General features: G+C 46.4%; 10 protein-coding genes. 6 read left to right on the top strand and 4 right to left on the bottom strand.

Going from position 1 to position 22,907, the window contains the following annotated elements; translation table 11 throughout:
* Window positions 1–4 precede the first annotated feature (4 nt).
* On the top strand, window positions 5–3,103 hold the full coding sequence (locus GT019_RS24365; protein ID WP_201755565.1) for an alpha-mannosidase: 3,099 nt from the start codon (window positions 5–7) through the stop codon (window positions 3,101–3,103).
* Window positions 3,104–3,234: 131 nt separating this feature from the next.
* On the opposite strand, the gene GT019_RS24370 is transcribed toward GT019_RS24365, so the two are convergent.
* The gene (locus tag GT019_RS24370; RefSeq protein WP_161746022.1) at window positions 3,235–4,794 is read right to left on the bottom strand and encodes a helix-turn-helix domain-containing protein; all 1,560 of its coding nucleotides are present in this window, start codon (window positions 4,792–4,794) and stop codon (window positions 3,235–3,237) included.
* A complete protein-coding gene (locus tag GT019_RS24375; protein ID WP_161746023.1) occupies window positions 4,791–6,641 on the bottom strand; it encodes a sensor histidine kinase in 1,851 nt (616 codons plus the stop codon). Before GT019_RS24375 ends, GT019_RS24370 begins: the two co-directional genes overlap by 4 nt.
* 120 nt (window positions 6,642–6,761) lie before the next feature.
* Here GT019_RS24375 and GT019_RS24380 point away from each other — a divergent pair, with 120 nt between their 5' ends.
* Window positions 6,762–9,035 carry a heparinase II/III domain-containing protein gene (locus GT019_RS24380; protein WP_161746024.1) on the top strand — a complete coding sequence of 758 codons (2,274 nt, stop codon included), beginning with the start codon at window positions 6,762–6,764 and terminating at the stop codon, window positions 9,033–9,035.
* A gap of 241 nt (window positions 9,036–9,276) precedes the next feature.
* Window positions 9,277–16,002, top strand: coding sequence for a sialate O-acetylesterase (locus GT019_RS24385; protein ID WP_161746025.1), 6,726 nt, complete (start codon window positions 9,277–9,279; stop codon window positions 16,000–16,002).
* A gap of 89 nt (window positions 16,003–16,091) precedes the next feature.
* Here GT019_RS24385 and GT019_RS24390 read toward each other — a convergent pair whose 3' ends face one another.
* Both GT019_RS24390 and GT019_RS24395 read right to left on the bottom strand, forming a co-directional pair.
* Window positions 16,092–16,832 carry a hypothetical protein gene (locus GT019_RS24390; protein WP_161746026.1) on the bottom strand — a complete coding sequence of 247 codons (741 nt, stop codon included), beginning with the start codon at window positions 16,830–16,832 and terminating at the stop codon, window positions 16,092–16,094.
* Window positions 16,833–17,140: 308 nt separating this feature from the next.
* Window positions 17,141–17,929, bottom strand: a complete 789-nt coding sequence (locus GT019_RS24395; RefSeq protein ID WP_161746027.1) for a GNAT family N-acetyltransferase — start codon at window positions 17,927–17,929, stop codon at window positions 17,141–17,143.
* Between the two features lie 352 nt (window positions 17,930–18,281).
* On the opposite strand from GT019_RS24395, the gene GT019_RS24400 reads away from it, so the two are divergent.
* The 3 genes from GT019_RS24400 to GT019_RS24410 form a co-directional block, all read left to right on the top strand.
* The gene (locus tag GT019_RS24400; protein ID WP_161746028.1) at window positions 18,282–18,956 is read left to right on the top strand and encodes an MBL fold metallo-hydrolase; all 675 of its coding nucleotides are present in this window, start codon (window positions 18,282–18,284) and stop codon (window positions 18,954–18,956) included.
* Between the two features lie 90 nt (window positions 18,957–19,046).
* Window positions 19,047–19,754: a 4'-phosphopantetheinyl transferase family protein gene (locus tag GT019_RS24405; protein ID WP_161746029.1), complete on the top strand. Its 708-nt coding sequence runs from the start codon at window positions 19,047–19,049 to the stop codon at window positions 19,752–19,754.
* A gap of 516 nt (window positions 19,755–20,270) precedes the next feature.
* Window positions 20,271–22,907: non-ribosomal peptide synthetase (locus tag GT019_RS24410; protein ID WP_161746030.1), on the top strand; the 2,637-nt coding region annotated here is incomplete at its 3' end.

The raw sequence follows: 22,907 nt of genomic DNA on the forward strand, positions 1-22,907 counted from the left end.
CGCTATGATGAATGACAAACAGACAGAACGCATGCTGGGCAAGCTCAGGCGATTTGAAAAAACGATAGAACCGTGCATTTTCACGAAAGTGGATCTGTTAGATGTCGATATTTATAGAACGCCGGAACGGCTTCATCACATCCCAGACAGCCGGTTGTTCGTTCAGGCGCATCCCGGAGAGGTGTGGGGAGGGGAGGGGCAGTACTGCTGGCTGAAGGGAACCTACACGGTTAAACCGGAACTGGACAATCAAGACTTGTTCCTAAAACCGCATGTTGGCGGACACGAGACGCTGCTCTGGGTCAACGGAGTGCCTTACGGGACGTTTACATTAAGCCATGGCAATCACTACTGCGATTTACTCAAGTCAAACGTACAAGGCGGAGAGCGTATAGCGATTGCGCTGGAGTCCTATGCCGGACATTTTTCAGCGGCAAGTCAGCCATTGGCTGACTCTCCGCGCTCAGACTTTATGCATACGTTCGAGTCAATAGATGTTTGTGTGAAAAACCACACAATTGCTGATTTTTACTTTGATTTGAAGACGTTTAACCAAATGGCCGGGACACTGGACAAGAACAGTTTTGTCAGGGCAAATATCATTAGAACGCTGACGCAAATCCACGAAATCCTCTATTATTCTCCTGATAATATTGAGGCTCACGTGTTCGAAGGAGCCGTTCAGCAAGCGAGCAAGTTAATTAAACAGCTATATCAATATAAAAATACATCGCTGGCACCGATTGCGGCGGTCATCGGCCATTCCCACATGGATACGGCTTGGCGCTGGACGATCGAAGAAACCGTCAAAAAGTGCGCGCGCACCTACGCCAATCAGATCAGTCTTATGGAGCAGTACCCGGAGTACAAGTTTGTACAAAGTTCTGCCTATCACGGAAAGATGATGCTGGAGCACTATCCGGAACTATTCGAGCGCATTAAGACCGCCGTCAAAGCAGGCAGGTACGAACCGAATGGAGCGGTCTGGATCGAATGCGACGGCAACCTGGTCGGCGGGGAAATGATGCTTCGGCAGTTCCTCTGGGGGCAACGATTTACAAGGGAGCACTTCGACTACACGTCGAATTGCTTCTGGTTGCCGGATACGTTCGGGTATAGTCCATCCATTCCGCAGATCATGAAGGGATGCGGAGTCGATTATTTCCTGACGACCAAGATGTCGTGGAATGATACGAACAAGTTTCCGTATGACACCTTTTACTGGCAAGGGTTGGATGGGACGAGAGTGTTGTCGCATTTGAACAAAACGCATTTGTGGCCGGATCCGGAAACCTGCATCGACTCCGTAATGGATGGACATCGTTCCAAGGATGCCATAACGGACAAAACCGTTTCCAACATGCGTCTGCTTGCCTATGGGTATGGCGATGGCGGCGGCGGCCCGCAGTTTGAAATGATTGAAATGGCGCGCAGAAGCAGCGATTTGGAAGGCTGCCCGAAAGTAGAGACGATGTTCGTTGGCGATTTCATGAAAAGACTGGAGAAGTCCCTGACGAACCCTCCCATATATGCGGGGGAACTCTATCTCGAACTTCATCGGGGTACGCTGACGAACCAACATACGATTAAGCGCAATAATCGATTGTCGGAGATTCGGCTGCATGATTTGGAATTTCTTACTGTGCGAGAAGCCGTAACTCGTGATGCGATATGCCGAGATACCGAAATCAGGCCGCTTGTCGAGACGCTGCTCATCAATCAATTTCATGACATTTTGCCGGGCACCTCGATTCCTGAGGTTCATGACCGGAGCATTTCGGATACGACGCGCCTTATTCAGCAAGCTGATCAATTGATCCAACAGGTCGTACCTGCGCGCTCGTCCGGGCATAAAATCTCGGTTTTGAACACGTTATCATTCGATCGTAACGAGACGCTCTATTTGGATGTTGTCGACGGCCACGTGATCAAAGGCGATTACGCTCAGCAGGTTGTAACTGATCTATGGGGACGTAAGCAACTGGCTATCGCTGGTGTACCGATGAACGCTTTATCGTCTGTAGTCTTGGAGTTTGCAAAAGGCGAACCCGTTCAAGGATCCTGCTTCCATTTCGAGAATAATGTGCTGGATACGCCATACTTCACCGTTGTTTTCGACGAGAAGAAGTATATCAAATCGATGATGGATAAAAGCCTCGATAGAGAGCTTAAAGGGCGGGGCTATCCCTTGAATACGCTGCTCATGGCGGAAGATGTGCCTGCAGCATGGGACAGCTGGGATATCGATGCGGATATCGAACTGAAGTTCAAGGACTGCTCGGAGCTGCTCGCGAGCGAAATTGTTTCGGACGGACTCGTGGAATTCAGAGTCCGCAATCATTACAAGCTGACTGCCAAATCGAGCTTGCATCAGGACGTCATTTTCTATGGCGACAGTAAGCAAGTAAAGTTTGAAACGGTGATGGATTGGCAGGATGATCACCGATTGTTAAAGACAGTCTTCGATACGAGTATCTTCGCGGACTTTGCGAGACAGGAGTTGCAATTTGGTTACATCAAACGGCCAACGACCCGAAATACGGATGTTGAGAAGGCCAAGTTTGAGGTTTGCAATCATAAATATACCGATTTGTCGGAAAACAAGTACGGCATTGTTATGTTAAATGACTGCAAATACGGCATATCCGTGCACCAATCCCAGCTTGGGCTGACGCTTCATAAAGGCGGCTGCAGGCCGGATTACAGGGGAGACAAGGGCGAGCACAGCTGTTCCTACGCCTTCCTGCCGCATCATAGCGGCTTCGATGCAGAATCCGTTATCCAGCCTGCCTACGCGTTCAATTACAAGCCGATTGTCGTTTCGGGCGAATGCAGCTTCGAATCCTTTATTCGCGTAAGCGAGCCTAACATTATCATTGAAGCGATCAAGCCGTGCGAAGATAACGAGAGGGCCTATATCGTCAGACTCTATGAAGCAGAGGGGACGTATACGAATTCGACGCTGACGTTTGCGAATGATGTAACTCAGGCGGCTGTAACCAACATGCTGGAGGAAGACATCGAAGAGCTGGCAGCGGCAAACGAGATCGCTTTTAGTTTCAGACCATTTGAAATAAAAACGATCAAAATTAGCTATTCCTAGCAAAAGAGAAAAAATAAATCTGCCGAAAATTTCGCGGCAGATTTATTTTTTCGGCATATCGGCAAGCCTGCCCTCAAAGCGCTTCTATGCCGACGGTAGCTCGCGTCCCAGTCGGACAGAGAAGCCGGTTATCATTGTTCCCGGCCGTCCATAAATTGTTTTGGGCTTTTACCGGTCATTTTTTTAAACGTTCGGCTGAAGTGTTCAGGGGAGGTATAGCCTACTTTTTCGCAAATTTCATAGATTTTCAGGTTGGATATTTTCATGAATTCAATCGCTTTGGTAATTCGGGCATGAGCCAAATAATCGGTAAACGTGGTATCGCCTTTCTCCGAGAATAGCCGACTGAGATAGCTGCTGTTGATATTGAATTTGTTGGCAACGGATTGCAGGCTAATATCATGCGCATAGTACTCTTCCACGTAGTGCTTGACCTGATTAATCATTGAATTCTCGCCGTTGTGGGCTTTCACGACAGCAATTACGGAGGAAAGCCATTTGTTCAGCGAGTTCATATCGCCGTAAAATTTCAAATGTTCTTCGTAAGCTTTGCTTAAAGCGCGCAATTCACCGTGAAGCCCATTTTGCATAGCAAAATCAATGAGAATAAAGTGATACTGCATGTAAAGCTCTTTGATCGCCCGAATCTGACCAGCACACACGGTTTGAGGCGCAATGAGTAGTTTATGAATATCCGGTTTGAGCTTGTCAAAGAGGATGGCGCTCAACTGATCCTTCAGAATGGAAATTTGTAGTCGACTATCGATTGACAACCTCGACGGCGTTTCTTCAAACTGCGGCGTAAAGGGAATGACGGAACCGTTGCCTGCAACAAAACAATAATCCACGGACAGCCTGGCCTCGTGTAAGAGCTGCGGAAGTGAGGAGAACTCGATAGATGTACGGCTTACGCCGAGATTGACGTGGAACCCACTTGGACGGAATGTCCCCATAGCATACCTGATATGATTCATGATGCAGGTTTCGGATTCCTGAGGGGCATAGAGCGCAAGGATTAGATACTCCAAAGGTGATGTCTGAATAATTTCAACTTGAGCTTGACTGCTGGAAGCCAAGATCTCCTCGGTCGGAGAGAGACACTCTGAAATCGTATTTTTCATAGAGACTTCGGGCGTAGCAGCACTGGCGTCAACCTTATTCAATCTCAGTAGAAGCAGGATAAAGCGTTTTTTTTCACGATTGCACAGCAAGTCCTTCAAGCTGTCGATATCGCTTGCTGTCATACTTTCGGCCGTCAGTCGGCTTAGCAAGGATTCTTTCATCAGATCTTTGTTGGAGGCGGCAGCCAATTTCTTGCGATCATTGAGCCTTAAATTGGACAAGGTCTGATTGATGTGATCTTCCGTCATTTCGGACTTCAATAAATAATCCTTGGCGCCAAGCAAGAAGGCTTCTTTTACTAAATGAAAATCGTTGTAGGCACTGATGACAATAAAGGTGATATCGTTTCTGATGGCTAACGTCTCTTTAATCAATTGCAAGCCGTCCATGAGCGGCATTCTTAGATCCGTAATCACCAAGTCGATGCGGTCGTCTTCCTTCATCCGAAGATAGGCATCTTGCCCGTTGAAGTACTCGCCTACCAAATTAAGAGACTGGTTATCCCAATGTATTAAATTTTTAAGCATTTGTCTGACATAGGGCTCGTCGTCAACGATAATGGCATTCATTTTCCGTTTGTACCTCCTTCGCTGATGAAGTGCGTATCGGTATTCTCCACATCGTTAAGTACCGGCAAAATAATTTTTACGTCGGTGAAGGAACCTGCCTCGCTCTCGATCTCGATGCCATAAGGTTCTCCGTATTGAAGCCGGATTCTTTTGTGAATGTTCACGAAGCCGATTCGCAATGAATCGGAGGCAAACGACGATTCATGATCCAGCAGCTTCTCCAAGATAGAGCTTGTTATACCAATCCCATTGTCGTGAACAGAGAGGATAAGCGTCGTCTTGTTCATTAAAACGGATGATAAAATAATGCTTGATTTGACGCCTGTATTCAAATTCTGATTCAAGCCATGCAGGATAGCGTTTTCAACAATGGGTTGCAGAATCATATGCGGCACGAGCAGATGCGAAGTATGTTCCTCGATTTGGTACTCGACATTCAGCTGGTTATCATACCGAAGCTGCTGCAGACGGATATAATCTTGAATGTTCAGCATTTCCTCCCTCAAAGCAATGACGTTGTTTGGATGGCTAAGCGTATTACGAAGTAGGCGGCTTAACGTGACCAGCATATTAGCCGTCGTTTCATCCTGATGTTTCATAGCCGAAAAGCGGATGGAATTAATCGTGTTGTATAAAAAATGCGGATTGATTTGATATTTCAGCATATCAATCTCGGATTTTCGTTTCTGGCGTTCAATTTCAATTGTGTGCCGAAATAAATTGTCGATGCGTTCGACCATCTGATTGAAGCCGTTTGCGATTTCACTAAGTTCGTTCTTGGAATTGGGCACGACCGTCATTTTAATATTCATTTCTCCAACCTTTTTCATGGCATTCGCCAGACGTTTGACGGGGAGCAAAATCTCTTTCGAAATGAAAAATGAAAACAGAAACATGAGTAGCAGCAAGACGAATACGAGAATAGTAGAAAAAAGAATAATGGCTGAAGAAGATTGTGTTACGTGCTTCGACGGGGACAGCTGGACTATTCGCCAATTGGTCACATTTGAAATGTTCTTTAACGCAAAAAAGTTATCGATATACGAAATATTGTCCGTGTTTTGATTAATCGGAAGCTTTTGTGTCATGGAAGCAATGCGTTGATCGCTAATCGAAAACGTATGATCGTTTCCGGCAATGATCGTATTATCGGTGTCCATAACGCGAACGATGCTGTCGGGAAATCGAAGCTGGTCGTTTACGAGGTCGTTCATCGTTTTCTGTTTCACCAAGAGAATAATTTGGCAAAGGCTCTCTGAAGGGTTATTTCCCATAATATTAAAAATATTTTTGGTGATGATTGAATATTTCCCTTCAAATACGCCAAAAGGGGTGAATTGATTGCTGAACCAGCGCAAAGTAGGACTAGCTTGCGTGCTAGTAATGACGGGATTGTTTTTGAAGTCGTTCGTAACGGATACGAATGATTTGTAGCTGTATACAACGCGCCCGTCAATGACGACCATGGCGGCAGAAATTATATCATCGGTTGCGAATAGACTCTTGATTTGCGGGTCAAGGCTCATCGTTCCTATGTATTTGGCATGTTGAAATTTCCCTTGTTTGATGTCGTTCTGTGCAGAGAGAACGAAGCTGTAGAACGTCGTCGAATTTGACAAGATATCCATATATTTTTGAAATCTTCTGTACAGATCGTCAAGGGAAGACTGGCTTTGCCGCATATCAAATGAAATTGTATTGACCAACTCTTTTTGAGCGTCGGTTTTGATGGTGTGATACGAGTAATAGGATAGTGCTAATAGCGGAATGACAGCAAGAAAAAGATAATAGAAAAAGAATTGATTTTGAATTTTGGTTTTTATTGAAATCGACCACCAATTGACCATATTTTCTCTAATTTACATCTTATTTCTTTATTCGTAAAGAAGTGCAGTCTTCTATCGGATCGCAGCAAGCGATCGCGGTTCAATCGGCGGAAATCGAAACTATAGGAGGAAAAGAAAAATATGAAAGAATTAATCGCAAAGCGGCATCCGTATTTATTTTTCGATCAAGCTTGGGTTGCGCGCTTTCGGGTTCAACTGCAACAAGACGAGAGCCTGGCGAGGGAATGGCAAGCTTTCTTGGAAAAGGCGGATGACCTTCTGAAAAATCCCTTTATCGATGAAGCGGAGGCTGACGGAGAGGATTCCCAGCATGGCAGGTATGGCCCGCCGAGCGAGCAAGTTGCCAAGATGGGCACAATGCTTGGGTTAGCGTATCAGGTAACGGGACAGCGATTTTATGCAGAGAAACTAAGGGACGGGCTCCTTCATTACGGCACCTATCTTAAATGGCACGGTAAAGGCCTGCTGAGGAACGATCCGTCGTGGCATTCGGAGTTAAATACATCCCGGTTCTGTCACGGTTTTGCCGTCGGCTACGACTGCATCCATGATTTCCTGAGTACGGAGGAGCGAACGGTTATTCGCCAGTCCCTGCTAGAACTTGGCGTTCTGCCGACGCTTAAGGATTGGGTATTTGCCGATACCCGTATACATGCGCTCGATTCCATGGGCCATAATTGGTGGGCCGTAATGATTGGAACGGCGGGAGTCGGCGTGCTTTCCGTCATCGATGAGGAGCCTGAAGCGGGCGCATGGCTGGATGAAATCATTCGCATTTTCCCTGAATACTTTTTGTACAAAGGCAGCGTTCTTGGCAATAAAAGTTTGAATTACGATGAAGCTGGGGCATTCTACGAAAGTCTTAACTATGCCGATTATGGTCTTTATGAATACCTGGTCTTCCGACTGGCCTATCAACACTCGTTCGGATATACGGATTTTTCTGATATCCCCGTACTCGCGAAGGCTGGAGGCTTTTTCCTGCAAACGACGTATCCGGCCTCGGAACGGCCGTTGACCGTTAATTTCGGCGACGGCTCCATCTATTCAGGTGCTGTTCAAGCTGCAAAGTTGCTACTGGCAAACGGGTTCGAAGATCCGCGTTTACGCTGGTATTTGAGAGAATGGAAAGCAGAATACGGGTTTTATGATTTTATCCGGCAGGATCTTATTTGGCAGGGGGAAATGAGTCCTCCGTCGTCTGTAGAGACTTCGGCGATCTATGCGGATATCGGCTGGGCAACGATGCGCGATGGCTGGGAGAAGGATCGCACGATGTTGGCGGTGAAGTCCGGATTTACCTGGAATCATGCTCATGCGGATGCCGGTTCTTTCGTTCTTTATCATAAAGGGCGGCCGCTTTTGATAGATTCAGGCAATTGCGCTTACGATAGACCTGAATATGTCGATTACTATTTGCAGAGCGAAGCGCATAATGTCGTTTTGTTTAACGGAGAGGGGCAGCTAAGGTCGGATGTGCGCAGCGGCGTGAAGGAACCTGGTCAGCTGTATCATCTGATAGATCACGCCGGGCTCCGTTATGTGTACGCAGATGCAGCCGGTCCGATGTCACCGCATTTCTCAAGGAACTTTCGTCATTTTCTCTGGGTCGACGGCGTCATCGTTATTATGGACGACATTCGAGCTCATGAGAAAGGCAACTTGCAATGGTTGCTTCATTATGAAGGGGATACCTGCATAGACGAGAGGGGTTCATTACGTATTACGAACGGCGATGCCAGTGTAATCGTGAAGCATTTGTTTCCTAAGAAGCTAATCGTGAAGCAAAAGGAAGGATTGAAGGACCACAACCCTGCTATCAAGGTAACCTATTTATCCTTTGAAGAAGAGGAGCTCGTTCAGGAAGCTAAATTTATTACCGCACTAATCCCAATCGAATCAGAGCGTTCTTTGCCGGAAGTGACTGCATTAGAAGGGCATGAATTGCAAGGAATACGCATTCGATCTGATGGCAAGGAAACCGATATCTATTGGAATCTTCGGGCTGATGGCCGGATTATGCATCAGAATTGCATCCGCAAGTTGAATGGATGGGAGACTGATGCCTATCTGATCGCGATAACGCGGCCCGTAGGTGCTGATGAGGAGGATTTGACGATGGTCGAGCGCTGTTTTATCGGTCACGGAAGTATTCTCCGCCATAAGGGACATACGCTATTTGCCTCGATGTCCAGGGCGACGGCTTGTCTCAAACTAAGCATTGATGAGGTCTCGATCTCGCTGCAAGGTCAACCTTACATTCGCGCGGAGATACGCCCTATCGTTTTGCCTGAGCATGTCACTGCGACTGGGAACGCCAAGGTGATTACCCGGGGCAACGGAGTCATCGTTATTAGTCAGTTAAGCGCCATGGCGACACGTCGTCCGGGTTAAAGGTAAAAATCTATCAAGATTTGTAAAGAAACATCATTCAATAAAGCCTCTAAGCGCACTATAGTAAAGTAGAAAATGTAAGCGATTTCCTATATAAACCGAAAGGGGGCAAGAGATGGATCCATAAACCGATGAAGCGGAAGGAAAGATTTATGAGCGTATCCTATTCATAGGTTTCTGAACATGCAACAAGATGACTTTGTTCTGTTATAGAGGATAAATGAAACAGGAGGAAAATTGCATGAATGCAAAAAAACTATTCGCATTATTCATGTCAATCATGTTGGTACTTCCTATTACGATGATACAGACAAGTGCTTCGGCTTCGGCAGCCACGGCCGCTAAAGACATTATGGACAATCACATTGTCCAGAAAATATTCGATAAAAGGGAACTTAGGTCTTACACGCAAACCAATCCTACCCGGTATGGATTTGGATCGGGCTGGATAAATACCATTGATTTAGATGTGTCGTCTGTGGCTCCGGCCAATCTGGCCTTGAGTTTGCAGCTATATGTCGAGAATAACGATAATCCCGGCAGTATCAATACTTTGATGAAAACAATTAATGGCAGCGGCCGTTTTGAAGTGTCAGATAATCAAATCGGTGGACATTACTTGATGTATAACTCCAAGGATTTGAAAAGGGCAGACGGCACCGAGATTCAGGCAGGCTGGAATGATGTTCTGCTTCCGCTTTCAGCCATGGGCAATACATCTTCAGTCGACCTGGCCCATATCCGGTTTTTCCGTCTCGAGTATTGGGGATTCACCGTTAAGCCGGACACGTACACCATTCGGATGAAAGATGTGAATATCGTTGACATGTCTCGTCCGGCCGACCCGGTGGTTCCGGTGCAATACGACACCGCGCCGTTGGTAGCCAATATTCCCTTCGCCAAAACGTTCAACATTACCGGTGGCGGCAGTACCGGAACTCCTACAGCTTCTTTTGCCGTTCAATTTTCTCCTATTGATGCTTCGCGCCACGATATCAGAAAAGTTAAATTGGTTATGGATACTGAGGTAGAGAACCTTACCCATCCTGGTAATATTACGGTTCTGTCACAAACTCCTGGCCAAATAGAGCTAACCAGCAGCGGCCACAACGACGCAAATGAGTTATCCTTTAGCGTCGGATCGCTGAATTGGCAAAACGGTATATCGAGCGCTTCCATTATGTTGTCTACCGGTGGCGCGACCGGCGGTACGATTGACTATTCAAAAATCAACTATATGCGCTTTTATATGACAAATTGGCCGGCCACCTTTACCGACAATTTGGTGGTCAAAATTTCTAATGTCCGGTTGATCGATACTACCAATGACACCATACTGCCCACCTTTTTCAATGACGGTATGTTGTTTCAGCAGAAGAAATCCATGAATATTTGGGGTTATGCCGATGAAGGCAAAAACATAAAAGTTGAAATATTCAAAGGCAACGAGACTACAGCGCTCGAAACAAAGACTGCAGTTTCCACCGCTTCCAGAAGATGGGATGTTTCTTTATCTCCCCGGGACGGCAGCTATGACAGCTACAAAATCGTTGTCAGCGAAGGCACGACAATCATTCAGTCTATCAAAGATGTTGCCATTGGTGAATTATGGCTCGCGAGCGGTCAGTCCAATATGGCTTTAAACGTGGGTTCGGCTATGACAGGAGCTTTAGAAGTAGCGAACGCCAATAATCATAACATCCGTTTCTTCCTGGTTCCCAATTATCCGGCAGGACAAACCGGCGAGCAACCAATTGATCCAACGCAGGATATTGCCGGGGCCTATTGGGGCGCGGGCGATAAAGGGACCGAAGTCAACAAAGTTTCTGCCGCCGCCTATTTCATGGCAAAATCGCTGCAGGCGAAGTTAAACGTTCCTGTAGGCGTTATCAGCGATGCGACCGGCGGTACCATCATTGAAGCTTGGTTGTCGCGCATGGCCATTGAAGGCGACGCAGGGGTAAAAGCGGCTCTGATGAAACGCGGTCTGTACTATGATGCCGATTGGTGGCCGACAGATGCCGGTAAAATGTCCAGCCTCTATAATCAGAAAATCGGCCCTCTTGCAGGAACTAACATTGCAGGTACAATCTGGTATCAGGGAGAAAGCAATTCCAACCGCAGCGAAATTTATGATATTGAATTAAACCTGTTGAAAAAGAGCTGGAGCGAAGCGTTTGGCTTTGCAAACAACTCCATGCCGTTGATCGTAGCACAGGTTGCCCCGGAGCAGTACGATAATGGCGGTCTTAACCCACAGCATCTCGGCTGGCTAGCCGAAGCCATGACCAAGTCTTACCTGGCCAACGTTGACAAGAATATGACTCTTTTTCCCATCTACGACGTTCCGTTGACTCATGTGCTGAACGGTACTTCACCAGGTGCGATCCATCCTCGGACGAAGGAACAGGTCGGCCAACGGTTTGCCGATAGTGCCATGAGTTTGGTATACGGTGCCAACGACCTGAAATCAAATCCGATCTATAAGAGCATGACCGTTTCTGGCAATACGATCGACATCACTTTTGACAACGTCGGAGAAGGCCTTAAATCCTATGACGGCATCTCCCTTCATGGCTTCAGCATTGCGGGTGCAGATCACGTATATGTTACCGCCAACGCTGAAGTTACGAGTACGAACACGGTTAAAGTTTGGAGCAATTTGGTCTCTAATCCGAAGGATGTCATTTACGCTTTTGACAATTTCAATAACAACGCCAACCTGGTCGGTGCCTCCAAAGGGAATTATTATATCCCGGTCAGTCCATTCCGTACTACCGCGTATGAAGATAACACCAATGCTCCCGATCCGAGTGTTACCTATTATACGGAGCAAGGCTGGATGTACGCGGATAAAGACGAGTGGGCGGTCGATCAAAACGATACCTCTATTAATTCCTACGGATTCCATCCGTCTTGGAAGTCAGGGGCTGTTGGAACCACCTCAGCGGTTACCTACGGATATTCTTCCACGTTAAAGCTGGAAGGTGCCTCGGCTATGGAGGTAAACTATAACGATGCTGCAGGCAAAGTGATTGGCATCAGCCCGATCGTGTCATATGACAGCTTGAAATTTAAACCCGGCAATTACAACTATTTGTCAGTCAATGTCCTCAACGCCAATGAATCAGGCGCCAAACTGGCACTGCAATTCGCAAGTGGCGGCAAGACGTATACGGCAGGTGTCGCTGACACCGACTCCTTTGAAAAAAGCCTTTCAAAAGGCAACAAGTTCGAGACGGTTACCTTTAATCTGCGCAAACTGTTTGATGGAACCCAAGTCGTAACCGATACCAAAAATCTGCTCAATGCCATTAGCGATATGCAGTTTACCTTAACCGGAGTGACGGATGGCAGCCTGTATCTCGATAAAGTAATGGTTGGTACCACTGCCGCCATCAAGACAGATGCCGAGTTGACCGCTGCTAACCAGTCGTTTAATGCTGTGACAATGCGGGCGGATCTGTTAGCAACCTTTGTCGCAGATACCAGCATATATACCGCAGCCTCATTGGTTGCTTACAATGCTGCAAAAACTGCCGCAGATGCCTTAATTCAAGCAAACAGCACCGATATCGTAAAACTTGGTCAGGCTACTGATACTATCAATGCGGCGAAGAGCGCCTTGATTGTGAAACCGATCAGCAAAGAAGATTTACTCGCTGAGATAAACAAAAAGCCAGCAGACTCCAGTCTGTACGTCACTGCTTTATGGGATGCTTACATGAATAAATGGAATGCAGCAAAATCGGTTTACGACAACAATAGTGCCACGGACAACCAGATTTCCACCGCTTCAACGGAGTTGAAAGCTGCTTTTGACAATCTTGAATTATCATCTACTTTGCTGGAATTCGGCGATCCCGTTGTGGAACAGGGGGTAGTCTATACCAAATATAACGGCAATCCTTCTTCCGAACCCCAAACTTTCGTTGAAGCGTATGAAGAAGATACGGTTGGGCGGATTGCTGCTCAAAAATATTTGTATGCTACTTTGAGCGCCGACTCTCCTCTTAGAAGCGCCGAAGACGTGATTTTTACCATCCAATATTATGATGTCGGGACTCAGAAACCTTTTTTAGAATTGGGTCAAAAATCAACCGGAAACGCTTATAATAACAGGCACTTTATCCAACTCTATAATACTGGCGATCTGGTAACGTTGAAAATATATGTTACCGATGCCCAGATGAGAAAGGCACAAAACGGCAATGCTGATTTTAGGATATTAGCTTCCGGCGGAGATTTTTACGTAAAAAGCATACAGGTGGAGAGTGGCAAGGAACCTCCAATTGACGAGACACTTCCGCCTGCATTTGCCGGCGAGACGCCTGGCAATAATATGATCGGAAAGACTTTTGCCGGGTATCAGATGTGGTTTACTGCCAATGCGACCAATTCGGGATGGGTTCATTGGAACTCCGGATCAAGACCCGGAGTTGGCCAACTGAAGTTTGAAAATTGGCCGGATGTAAGAGAATATCCCGACAATGCGCTATTTCCTACGAATTTCGATAAGCTTGAAACCGGAGAACAAGCCAAGTTATTTACATCCAAAAATAAAGATGTAGTAGACTTGCATGTTTCTTGGTTACGTGATTATGGCATAGACGGGTTAGCTGTTCAGCGTTTTTTCAGTACAACCGAAGCGACCGAAAGCCCTATAAAAAATAACATAAACATGGTTCAAGATGCAGCTGAAAAGTTTAACAAACTTTTTTATGTCATGTACGACTTGTCAGGATCAGGAAGCGGCGGAGAAACCATTATAGATAGAATCAAGAAGGATTGGGTTTATAATATTGAACGAAAAGGTATTGTAAGCTCGACGAGTTATGCCTATGCAAAAGGTAAGCCGGTAGTTAGCTTATGGGGCCTTGCGGGAGACAACCCAGCCAGATATCCGAGTGCCGGCGTCGCGCTCACGCTTATTCATTGGTTCCAAGACAGAGGTTATTATGTTATCGGGGGGTTGCCTGATAATACATGGGCATCGGTAACAGACGATTATGCTGCGGTTTATCAGTCCCTTGATATGGCATCTCCTTGGACGGTAGGGCGGTTTAATGGGACAGAGGAAGCTAAAGCCTGGTGGGAGGAAACGGACCAACGATTGGATCGGGAACTGGCTTATTGCCAGCAATACGGAATCGATTTCTTGCCCGTTATCTTCCCAGGGTTTGCGTGGTCGAATCTAAGAGCCGGGGTGAATTCGCCGCCGAATGAGATAGGCAGGGAAAGCGGGAATTTCATGTGGACGCAGGCGGCGCTTTTAAGAGAACATGGTCTTAGAACATCGTATATCGCCATGTTTGACGAGTATGATGAAGGTACGGCAATTATGAAAGGCGCCGAAGATTCCTATGAGATCCCGAAAGGTGAGCAGTATTTGTATACGCAAGCCTCGGAAGGCATATGGCTTTCTTCCGATTTTTATTTGCGGCTGACGGGAGCTATTGCCGACCTGAATAAACGTGAAATCACGGAGGACGATCCTGTAAGCTATGAACTGCCGATTGAGGATTCGCTGGGTCCTGTTTATTGGCGGAACGGTTTTGAAAAACGCGTGGCCGCGGGTGGTCAACTAACCAACGTTGACGTAGGAATTTACAATCCCGATGATGAAAATAAGCGCGAAAATCCAAGCATTTTGAAGCGTCAGAATTCGGACCCCGCTTTAGACGCCTTTGCCATCGAGAAAGATACCGCTCATGGAGGCGTGTATTCGTTCCGATTTAGCGGTAAATCGGAAAACGGCTCCGACAATGCCCAGCTTTATGCGCGAATTGCGCCAACAAAAATAAACGTTCAACCTAATTTGGAGTTATCTTATTATATTCTTGCAGAAAACGAATTAGGCCGGCACGCTTTCATTGATCTGTTGTTTAACGACGGTACGCATTTAAGCGACAAGGTCGGATTTACTGGGAAAAACGCAAAAGGCTCGGTAGGCGAATGGGATAAAGTTTCTTTTTATTTAGATTCTTCTTTTATCGGCAAGACGATAGTAGGGGTTATCGCTGCATACGATAACACGGCGGATGGCGCTTTTACGGCTTACATGGATGATATAACGATTCAAACAGGAGCGCCAACAACGCCAGTACTTAGCGAAGCGATACTTGCGGTTGACGAGACTTCGCTTCTAGCAGGAACAACGTCATCAACGCAGGTATCGGGTACGCTGAACAATGCAGCGCCTGCTGATCTCGCCTCAGCCGCAATTACCTACGGCTCAAGCAATGAAACGGTTGCAACGGTAGATTTGCAGGGGCAGATAACCGCCGTAGCTGAAGGTACCGCTCAAATTACAGCTGCGGTTACTTTGAACGGAGTTACTGTGCAGACCAATGCTGTAACGATCACGGTTGCGAAGCCGTTGTCTTCAGGGGTTCCGGGCATGCCTGTACTCTCCTCCAACAACGCTTATGATACGGGATTGAGTGATGGGAACTACACGGTAACGATGAATATGTGGTGGGGCAATAACGGTACTTTATTTAAATTGTATGAAAATGGCACGCTCATCTCTGCACAAAGGTTGAAAGATACAGCTCCTGAGGCACAAATGGCCCAGGTTGATGTACATGGCAAAGCGAACGGGACTTATACGTATACAAGCGAGCTCATAAATTCTTTCGGTACGACAACGAGCAATCCGCTTATTGTCGCCATCTCGGACGCATCGCCGGGTAAACCGGTTCTTTCCCAAGATAATTGGGATGGAGACGGCACATTTAATATTGCGATGAACATGTGGTGGGGAACGAATGCTACAGCATACCGTCTATATGAGAACGGTACGTTAATCGAAACGAAATCACTTCAAGCCGCGACGCCCGCTGCTCAAAGTACGGTGAGTGCAATTTTCGGACGTGGAGTCGGCACCTACGAGTACCGATGTGAATTGATCAATGCAAGCGGAGTAACCTCCAGTGACGTAGTAACAGTACGAGTAAATAAATAATTGGAAGAGCCTTATGCATTCCTATCGGGATGCATAAGGCTCTTTTTCTTAGAACTGGAATTACATACTGCGAATAAGAACGCATGGATTTACTTGATTAAAAGATCTTTGAAGTTCTTCTTTTCCTCTTTTACTCTCGAAGGCAATTTGATGAATTTATTATAATTCACTTTATATCCAATTACTTCATAACTTTTGGCATTCATAAAGATGGATGCTTCCCTTCCATCGCTTAATTGACAAATCACCTCGAATTGACCATAAACACTGGTTTTTTGAACCTTTACTGTCTTGTTGGAGAGCGACTTACCATTTTTTTTGAGAAAGTCGGAGATCGCACTTTTCACCTTACTATCATCGGTTTTCACGTTCAACTTTTCATCATTATTGTAAAATGCAGTTACATAAACGATTTCACGAGTTTCTTCATTAATGACAACCAGATTCCTCCCATGCAATGATTTGTTGGTAGGGGAGAATGTAATATTAATTACATTGGCAATATGTTTTTTGGTGTTTTCCGTGTTCACCTTCCGATCTTCTTTGGAAACCTCCATTGCTTGCATGTCTTTGATTGCCTCTTTGGCTGAATATCTTGTGACTACAGGATTTTTGAAAAAGGATGTCTCTTTGCCTATGAAATCTTTCAAAGCTTTCGAGGCCATTTGAGCAGCTTCTTTGTCGCTAATCGCTTTTTTAATTGTAGAATTCGAATTGCTTGCCTGACTGGTTCTTGGTGATACGGCTGCGTTTGCCGAGTTGGCCATCATTGATAGGTTACAGGCTAACGCCATTCCTAATGTAATTGCAATGATTTGTCTTCTTCTCATGGTAGATCCTCCTAAATATTGTATTGGTACGAGTACCTACATAAATATAAATATCAGGTATCTCGTAAATACAGCCAACTTGTCTCGGTCTTGTAAATGTTTTCTTCTGTCGATCCGCAATAAAAAACCCCGGTGCGACATTCTGCCAAAGGCTGGCGCCTAAATCAGCATGTCACTCCGGGGCAATCAACAAGGTGAATTCGAGCACACCTTCATTTTGGAGAACCAATCCAACTACATGTTCATTTCGGCTGCCCACCGCAACGAAGCGCAGCACTAAATAAATAGCCGCCGAGGGATTTTTACGGCTATCCGAGATAAAGTCCAATCGTGACATCGTCGTGAAACCCGAGCGATTGATATACACTCCGTCCCATCTTGCTCGATTGGAGCACGGCCAGCTGTCCGCCGGCGGCTTTTCCTTCGAGAACGGCATGCGCCGTGATTGCGCTTCCTATGCCTTTGCGCCGGAAGGCTTCCGATGTGGCGACATTGTAAATACCGATTGTCTCCCCGTCCTGAATCGCGGTCGCCGCTCCCGCGGGCAGGCCGTTCAGAAGACCGACGTAATGTTTGTATACGGCGCGTTCGCCGATCCCGGCCGCTTCGTTGGTTTGCATGAATACATCGCCTGCTTCCCCTTGCAGACCGAACGCGGGAAGCACGATTTCCTTAAACCAAGCGAACTCCGATTTCGTTCGAATTGGTTGGATGTCGAAGCCGGAGATATAGGGCGCATTATAAGTCCAATCGACAAGGGAAAGCGACATGCCGAAAAGGTTGCCGGCTTTTCGAAGCCCATTCTCTTCGAGAATCAAGGCCAGTTCATCGACAGCGGCTTCGTGCGACCAAGTAAGCCATGAGAACGGGGCTTTGCGTGACCGATAGCGGTCCGCGATTGCATTGATCTCAGTGCTGGCGTATTCAGATGACGCCTCTTCGAAGGCGATGACGCGGTTGAACAACGGATGAAGGAGATCGGATTCGTATCGTGTCGCCCGCGGTGTGCGATCGAAGCAGATTCGCGGACAAGCTATACTCATTTGCTCCAACGCATAGATCATGTTCTGTTTGATCTCTTCAGGAATATTCGTCATGATAAACCTCGCTTGCATGATGGATTTTCCCCATTTCAATTTCGGGTCTTTAATTATATCACCTATCCGCCGGTTAAAATGATAAATATACTGATGGAAAAACCAAAATTATGGTATATGTCGAACGGGCAGACTGCTTGGTGCGTAGTGTTTCATTGTTGGGAAATCGAATGAATTCTCAAAGAATAAAAGAATTCTTTACTTGCTTTATATTAAAAATCTTATATCATCCGAGTCATTTCGTTATTTGTATGCCGGGCAAGAAGAGCGCTAAACTATGAGATATCCGCCATTTATATTGAATAGTGGACCGCTTGCATCGATAAAACGTTTTTGGAGGTAAAAGTTGCTCATGAGTTTGTCCTATGAAGTCCATACGCTGAAAGTGGCTTCTGGTGATTATATCAATTATTGCTACGTCATTATCGACAAAGCGACCCGATATGCCGCTATTGTAGATCCAGCTTGGGAATTAGATAAAATACTAGATTTATTGAACGAGCTTCAAGTTGAGTTGAAAATGATACTGCTGACCCACTCTCATGATGATCATATGAACTTAGCGCTTGCCTTGGTTGAACAATTTATTGCTCAACCTTACATGTCGGAACTTGAAATTGATTTCTACCAATTCGAACTTCCATCATTAATCAGCTTTAAGGACTCCGAGCGGATTCAACTCGGATCGACTATGATTCAATGTCTTATTACTCCAGGTCATACTTTTGGGAGCGCTTGTTTTTTATTGAGCCAAGATATTTTTACAGGTGACACGATCTTTTTCGAAGGTTGCGGAGGATGTTCCTACAAGGGTGGAAATCCGGAAAGCATGTTCGACAGCATACAAAGATTAAAAAAGCTCCTTTCGCCAAATATACGCGTTTATCCGGGACATTCCTTCGGAGAATCGCCAGGGCGACCAATGAGTTTATTGTTAACGCATAACATTTATTTTCACCTCGATCGTTTGGATTTTGTCGAGTTTCGCATGCGTAAAAATCAAACCAACTTATATAGCTTTAAGTGAGGCTTCCATGTAACCGCACGCAATGAACTCAAGGTATAAGTAAAATCAGGAGAAATTGTCGAATGAAGACCGACTAGGAGATCATTGGGAATGAAGATATTTGCAGTAAAACGTGTAAGCCATGGTCATGTTCCATCCAAAGCATCATTGATGAGCTTACTAACGGAAGAGAATCGCAACCGCGTCATAAGATTTCGTAACTGGGAGGACGCGGAAAGGGTTATCATAGCAGACTTAATGGTTCGATATTTGATTTCTCAAATACGTGGATGCAATATCAACGACATCGTGATCGAGAGAGATAGTTACGGTAAACCATTTCTTCAGAATATGGGGCAGCTTCACTTTAATGTATCGCATTCCGGGAATTGGGTCGTATGTACCATAGACAGTCATGTAGTTGGCATTGATGTAGAACATATTCGTCCCATTGAAATGGAGGAGCTTGCGTGGCGTTTTTTTTCCAAAGAAGAATATCAAGATATGGTCCAAAAGCCACTGGAACGGCGGCTTGAATATTTCTACGATCTCTGGACATTAAAAGAGAGTTTCGTCAAAGCTGAAGGCAAAGGGCTGCTTATTCCGCTAAATCACTTTACGTTTAAAATTCAAGATAACCAGGTATCGGTAAAACATTCGAATGACGAGTATAATCATCGCTATTTTTTTAAAAGGTACTTTATTGAAGACGACTATAGAATGTCGGTTTGCGGATGCACGCCGGATTTTCCAAGCGAAGTTCAGTATCTTGATCGTTCTTTTTTATTTCAAGAAACTCAAAAACTTTTAATACAATGAGCAACGATGAATAACAGTTAATGTTGGCTTATGCATGCTGCCAGATCTGTATTGAATATATTGCCATCTAAATACCAATCACTTAAGACCAGCGCAGGCTGGTCTTTTTTTGGTTATACCGACCTAATTCATAGCAGGTGGCGTACTGGAATGCTGGTAGCTCCCGGCATACTGTGAGTACCCTTTTCATAGGACCGTAGGCCTTATCGCAAGGGAGGTTTCCAGAATTACCGAAATGATCTTCTCTAGCCACTTTCTGATTGATAAATATAATTATAAATAATGACGACTTTCATTATTTGCATTTATGGATTGTCTGCATTTACAATCATTCCGTGCACATTGTTCTGAAATCGTGATGACACAATGTCGCTACAGTTGACAGAATTTTGGCTCTTATTGTCAAGGTTAGCTTTTTTACAAGCGAGTAGAGTGAGTGTTCAAATTGGATTGCGATCAAGTCATTTTTTTTAATATCGAATCAAATAACATCTTTATTTTGAGAGGGATTGGAAAATGATTGAGAATCTGCCTCAGCTGAATGTCCAGACGAGTTATCCATTGACATTCGCACAACAACGAATCTGGTACACAGAAATGCTGTACCCAAATACCGTATCGAACGTTTTGAGTGGTCAGTTGGTAATCAAGGGTCCCGTTGAAGAGGATAAGTGGAAAGCGGCCTTACATAAACTTGTATTTAGGCACGATTCTTTACGCATTCAATTGTCTCGCGCTGTCGACCAACTTGAACCAAATGTCTATATCGCTCCTTGTGCGGAATTTCACATAGACAGACTGGACGCCCGATCTTTACAATCCAGTAGCTTGAAGGAAATTGTCGATCATCGTAACCATTCCCCTTTTCAACTGTACGATTCGGCATTGTTTGATTTCATGCTTCTACGCATCGGTGATGAGGAGATTCGCATTCATTTTAAATTTCATCACTTGGTGGTGGATGGATTTGCATTGAATGCCATCGGCAATGAAGCGGTGCATATTTATTCGCAGCTTCTAGAAGGAAAAACGCTCTCTGAGGAGGAGGCTTCTACTTATTCCGATCTTATAAATGCGGAACAGAGTTACACATCCAGCTCTAGATTTGAAAAGGATCGAAAGTATTGGGAAGAAGAATACCGCACAATGCCCGTAATCGCCCGAATTGGGCCGAGAGATTCGACACTTGATGAATCTATTTCGGATTCTCTTGTTTTTCCGTTAGGTTTGGAAGACAGAGAGTTCTTATTTGCGTTCTGCAAGTCTCAAGCTATCTCTGTTTTTACCTTGTTTACCGCCGCGTTATTCATTTATATGAATAGGATCAGTGGTGAAGAAGATTTACAGATCGGTACTATATTTGCAAACCGAACAAGCCGCGAGCAGAAATCGATGATCGGTTTGCTCATGAGCACGACCCCTTACCGGATGCAGATCGATCCGACAACGACATTCGAAGCTTTCTTGAAACAGGTGAAAATGAAACAAAGTAAACTAGCTCGCCATCAAAAATACCCGTTCAATCTAATTGGTCCTATGCTCCGTGAGAAAGTCGGACATGATGGATCTTTCATGGAAATGCTCATTTCGTATCGGCCTATGGACTGGAATGGCGGCGCTGAGGGTCAGCTTCTGTTCGACTTTGATTGGAACCGCAATGGCTTTCAACAAAATGAACTGACCATGCATGTTGAAGAGAACGTAGTGACTGGGGAACTGGCTGTTCGGCTGGATTATTTGCAAAACCGGTTTACCGCTCGAGATATGGAGCTTTTAAACAATCGTTTGATCGGATTGCTTCGATCGGCAATCACCGATACGACGCAACGGATCGATCGGTTGTCAATAATTTCTGCGTTGGAGGAAGGTACTTTACTGACTACTGGTGCTGGACCTGCATCAGAATATCCTCGGGACAAAATGATTCACCAGCTGTTCGAAGCGCAGGTGGAACGAACGCCAGACAATATCGCGGTCGTATTCGAGGAGCAGCAACTAACCTACCGGGAGCTGAATGTACGGGCAAATCAGCTTGCACGGGTGCTGCTGGACAAAGGTGTGCAAGCGGACAGCTTGGTCGGCCTGATGGTTGAGCGCTCTTTGGAGATGATCGTGGGCATGCTGGCCATTCTGAAAGCCGGCGGGGCGTACGTACCCCTGGATCCATCCTATCCGGCGGAGCGACTTACCTATATGCTGACAGACAGCCAAGCACGCTGGCTGCTGACCACGCAGGAACTAGCAGGCAAGGTCGTCTTCAAAGGAACTACCGTACGGCTGGATTGCCAGGCGCAGGATGAGGGGGAGGCTGGGAATTTAGAGCCGAGCAGCCAAGCGGCGGCGGCAAATTTGGCGTACGTGATCTACACGTCGGGCTCGACCGGCCGTCCGAAAGGCGTCATGGTCGAACACCGATCCGTCGTCAACTTCATGCACAGCATGGCAGAGCGGCTGGACCTGAGCAGCGAGAGCGCGGTGCTGGCGGTGACGACGTTTTCCTTTGATATCTTTGTGCTGGAGAGCGTGGTCCCGCTCTGTTCTGGCGCGCGCGTCGTACTTGCCATGCAAACGGAGCAGGACGATCCGGCGGCGCTGGCGGCGCTGATCGTGAATCAGCAGGTCGATGTGGTGCAGATGACGCCGTCGCGCATGCAGCTGTTGCAGCAAGTGCCGGACCGCGGCTGGCTGAAGCGGCTGGCTGCGATTCTGATCGGGGGCGAAGCTTATCCGGAGCGGTTGCTGCGCTTCTTGCAGGAGCAGAGCAGCGCGCGGCTGTACAATGTGTACGGCCCAACGGAAACGACCGTGTGGTCGACGATAGCGGACATCACCGATGCCGAGGCGGTCGTGATCGGGCAGCCGCTGGACAATACGCGGATCTATATCGTGGACGCGCAGCAGCGATTGCAGCCGATCGGCGTCGCGGGCGAGCTGTGCATTGCGGGAGACGGGCTGGCGCGGGGCTACCTGAACCAACCGGAGCTGACGGCGGACAAATTTGCAGCGGATCCGTTCCGGGCGGGCGCACGGATGTACAAAACGGGAGATCTGGCGAGATGGCTGCCTGATGGGAAATTGGAGTACCTGGGCCGGATCGACCAACAGGTGAAGATCCGGGGGTACCGGATCGAGCTGGGCGAGATCGAAGCGCAG

The organism is Paenibacillus glycinis, assembly GCF_009909185.1.
Taxonomy (GTDB): Bacteria; Bacillota; Bacilli; order Paenibacillales; family Paenibacillaceae; genus Paenibacillus_Z; species Paenibacillus_Z glycinis.

Bases quoted from the DNA above. Each gene is read 5' to 3' on its own strand.
- GT019_RS24390 (WP_161746026.1), bottom strand. From the start codon at position 16,832: ATGAGAAGAAGACAAATCATTGCAATTACATTAGGAATGGCGTTAGCC.
- GT019_RS24405 (WP_161746029.1), top strand. From the start codon at position 19,047: ATGAAGATATTTGCAGTAAAACGTGTAAGCCATGGTCATGTTCCATCC.
- GT019_RS24375 (WP_161746023.1), bottom strand. From the start codon at position 6,641: ATGGTCAATTGGTGGTCGATTTCAATAAAAACCAAAATTCAAAATCAA.
- GT019_RS24380 (WP_161746024.1), top strand. From the start codon at position 6,762: ATGAAAGAATTAATCGCAAAGCGGCATCCGTATTTATTTTTCGATCAA.
- GT019_RS24385 (WP_161746025.1), top strand. From the start codon at position 9,277: ATGAATGCAAAAAAACTATTCGCATTATTCATGTCAATCATGTTGGTA.
- GT019_RS24400 (WP_161746028.1), top strand. From the start codon at position 18,282: ATGAGTTTGTCCTATGAAGTCCATACGCTGAAAGTGGCTTCTGGTGAT.
- GT019_RS24370 (WP_161746022.1), bottom strand. From the start codon at position 4,794: ATGAATGCCATTATCGTTGACGACGAGCCCTATGTCAGACAAATGCTT.
- GT019_RS24365 (WP_201755565.1), top strand. From the start codon at position 5: ATGATGAATGACAAACAGACAGAACGCATGCTGGGCAAGCTCAGGCGA.
- GT019_RS24395 (WP_161746027.1), bottom strand. From the start codon at position 17,929: ATGACGAATATTCCTGAAGAGATCAAACAGAACATGATCTATGCGTTG.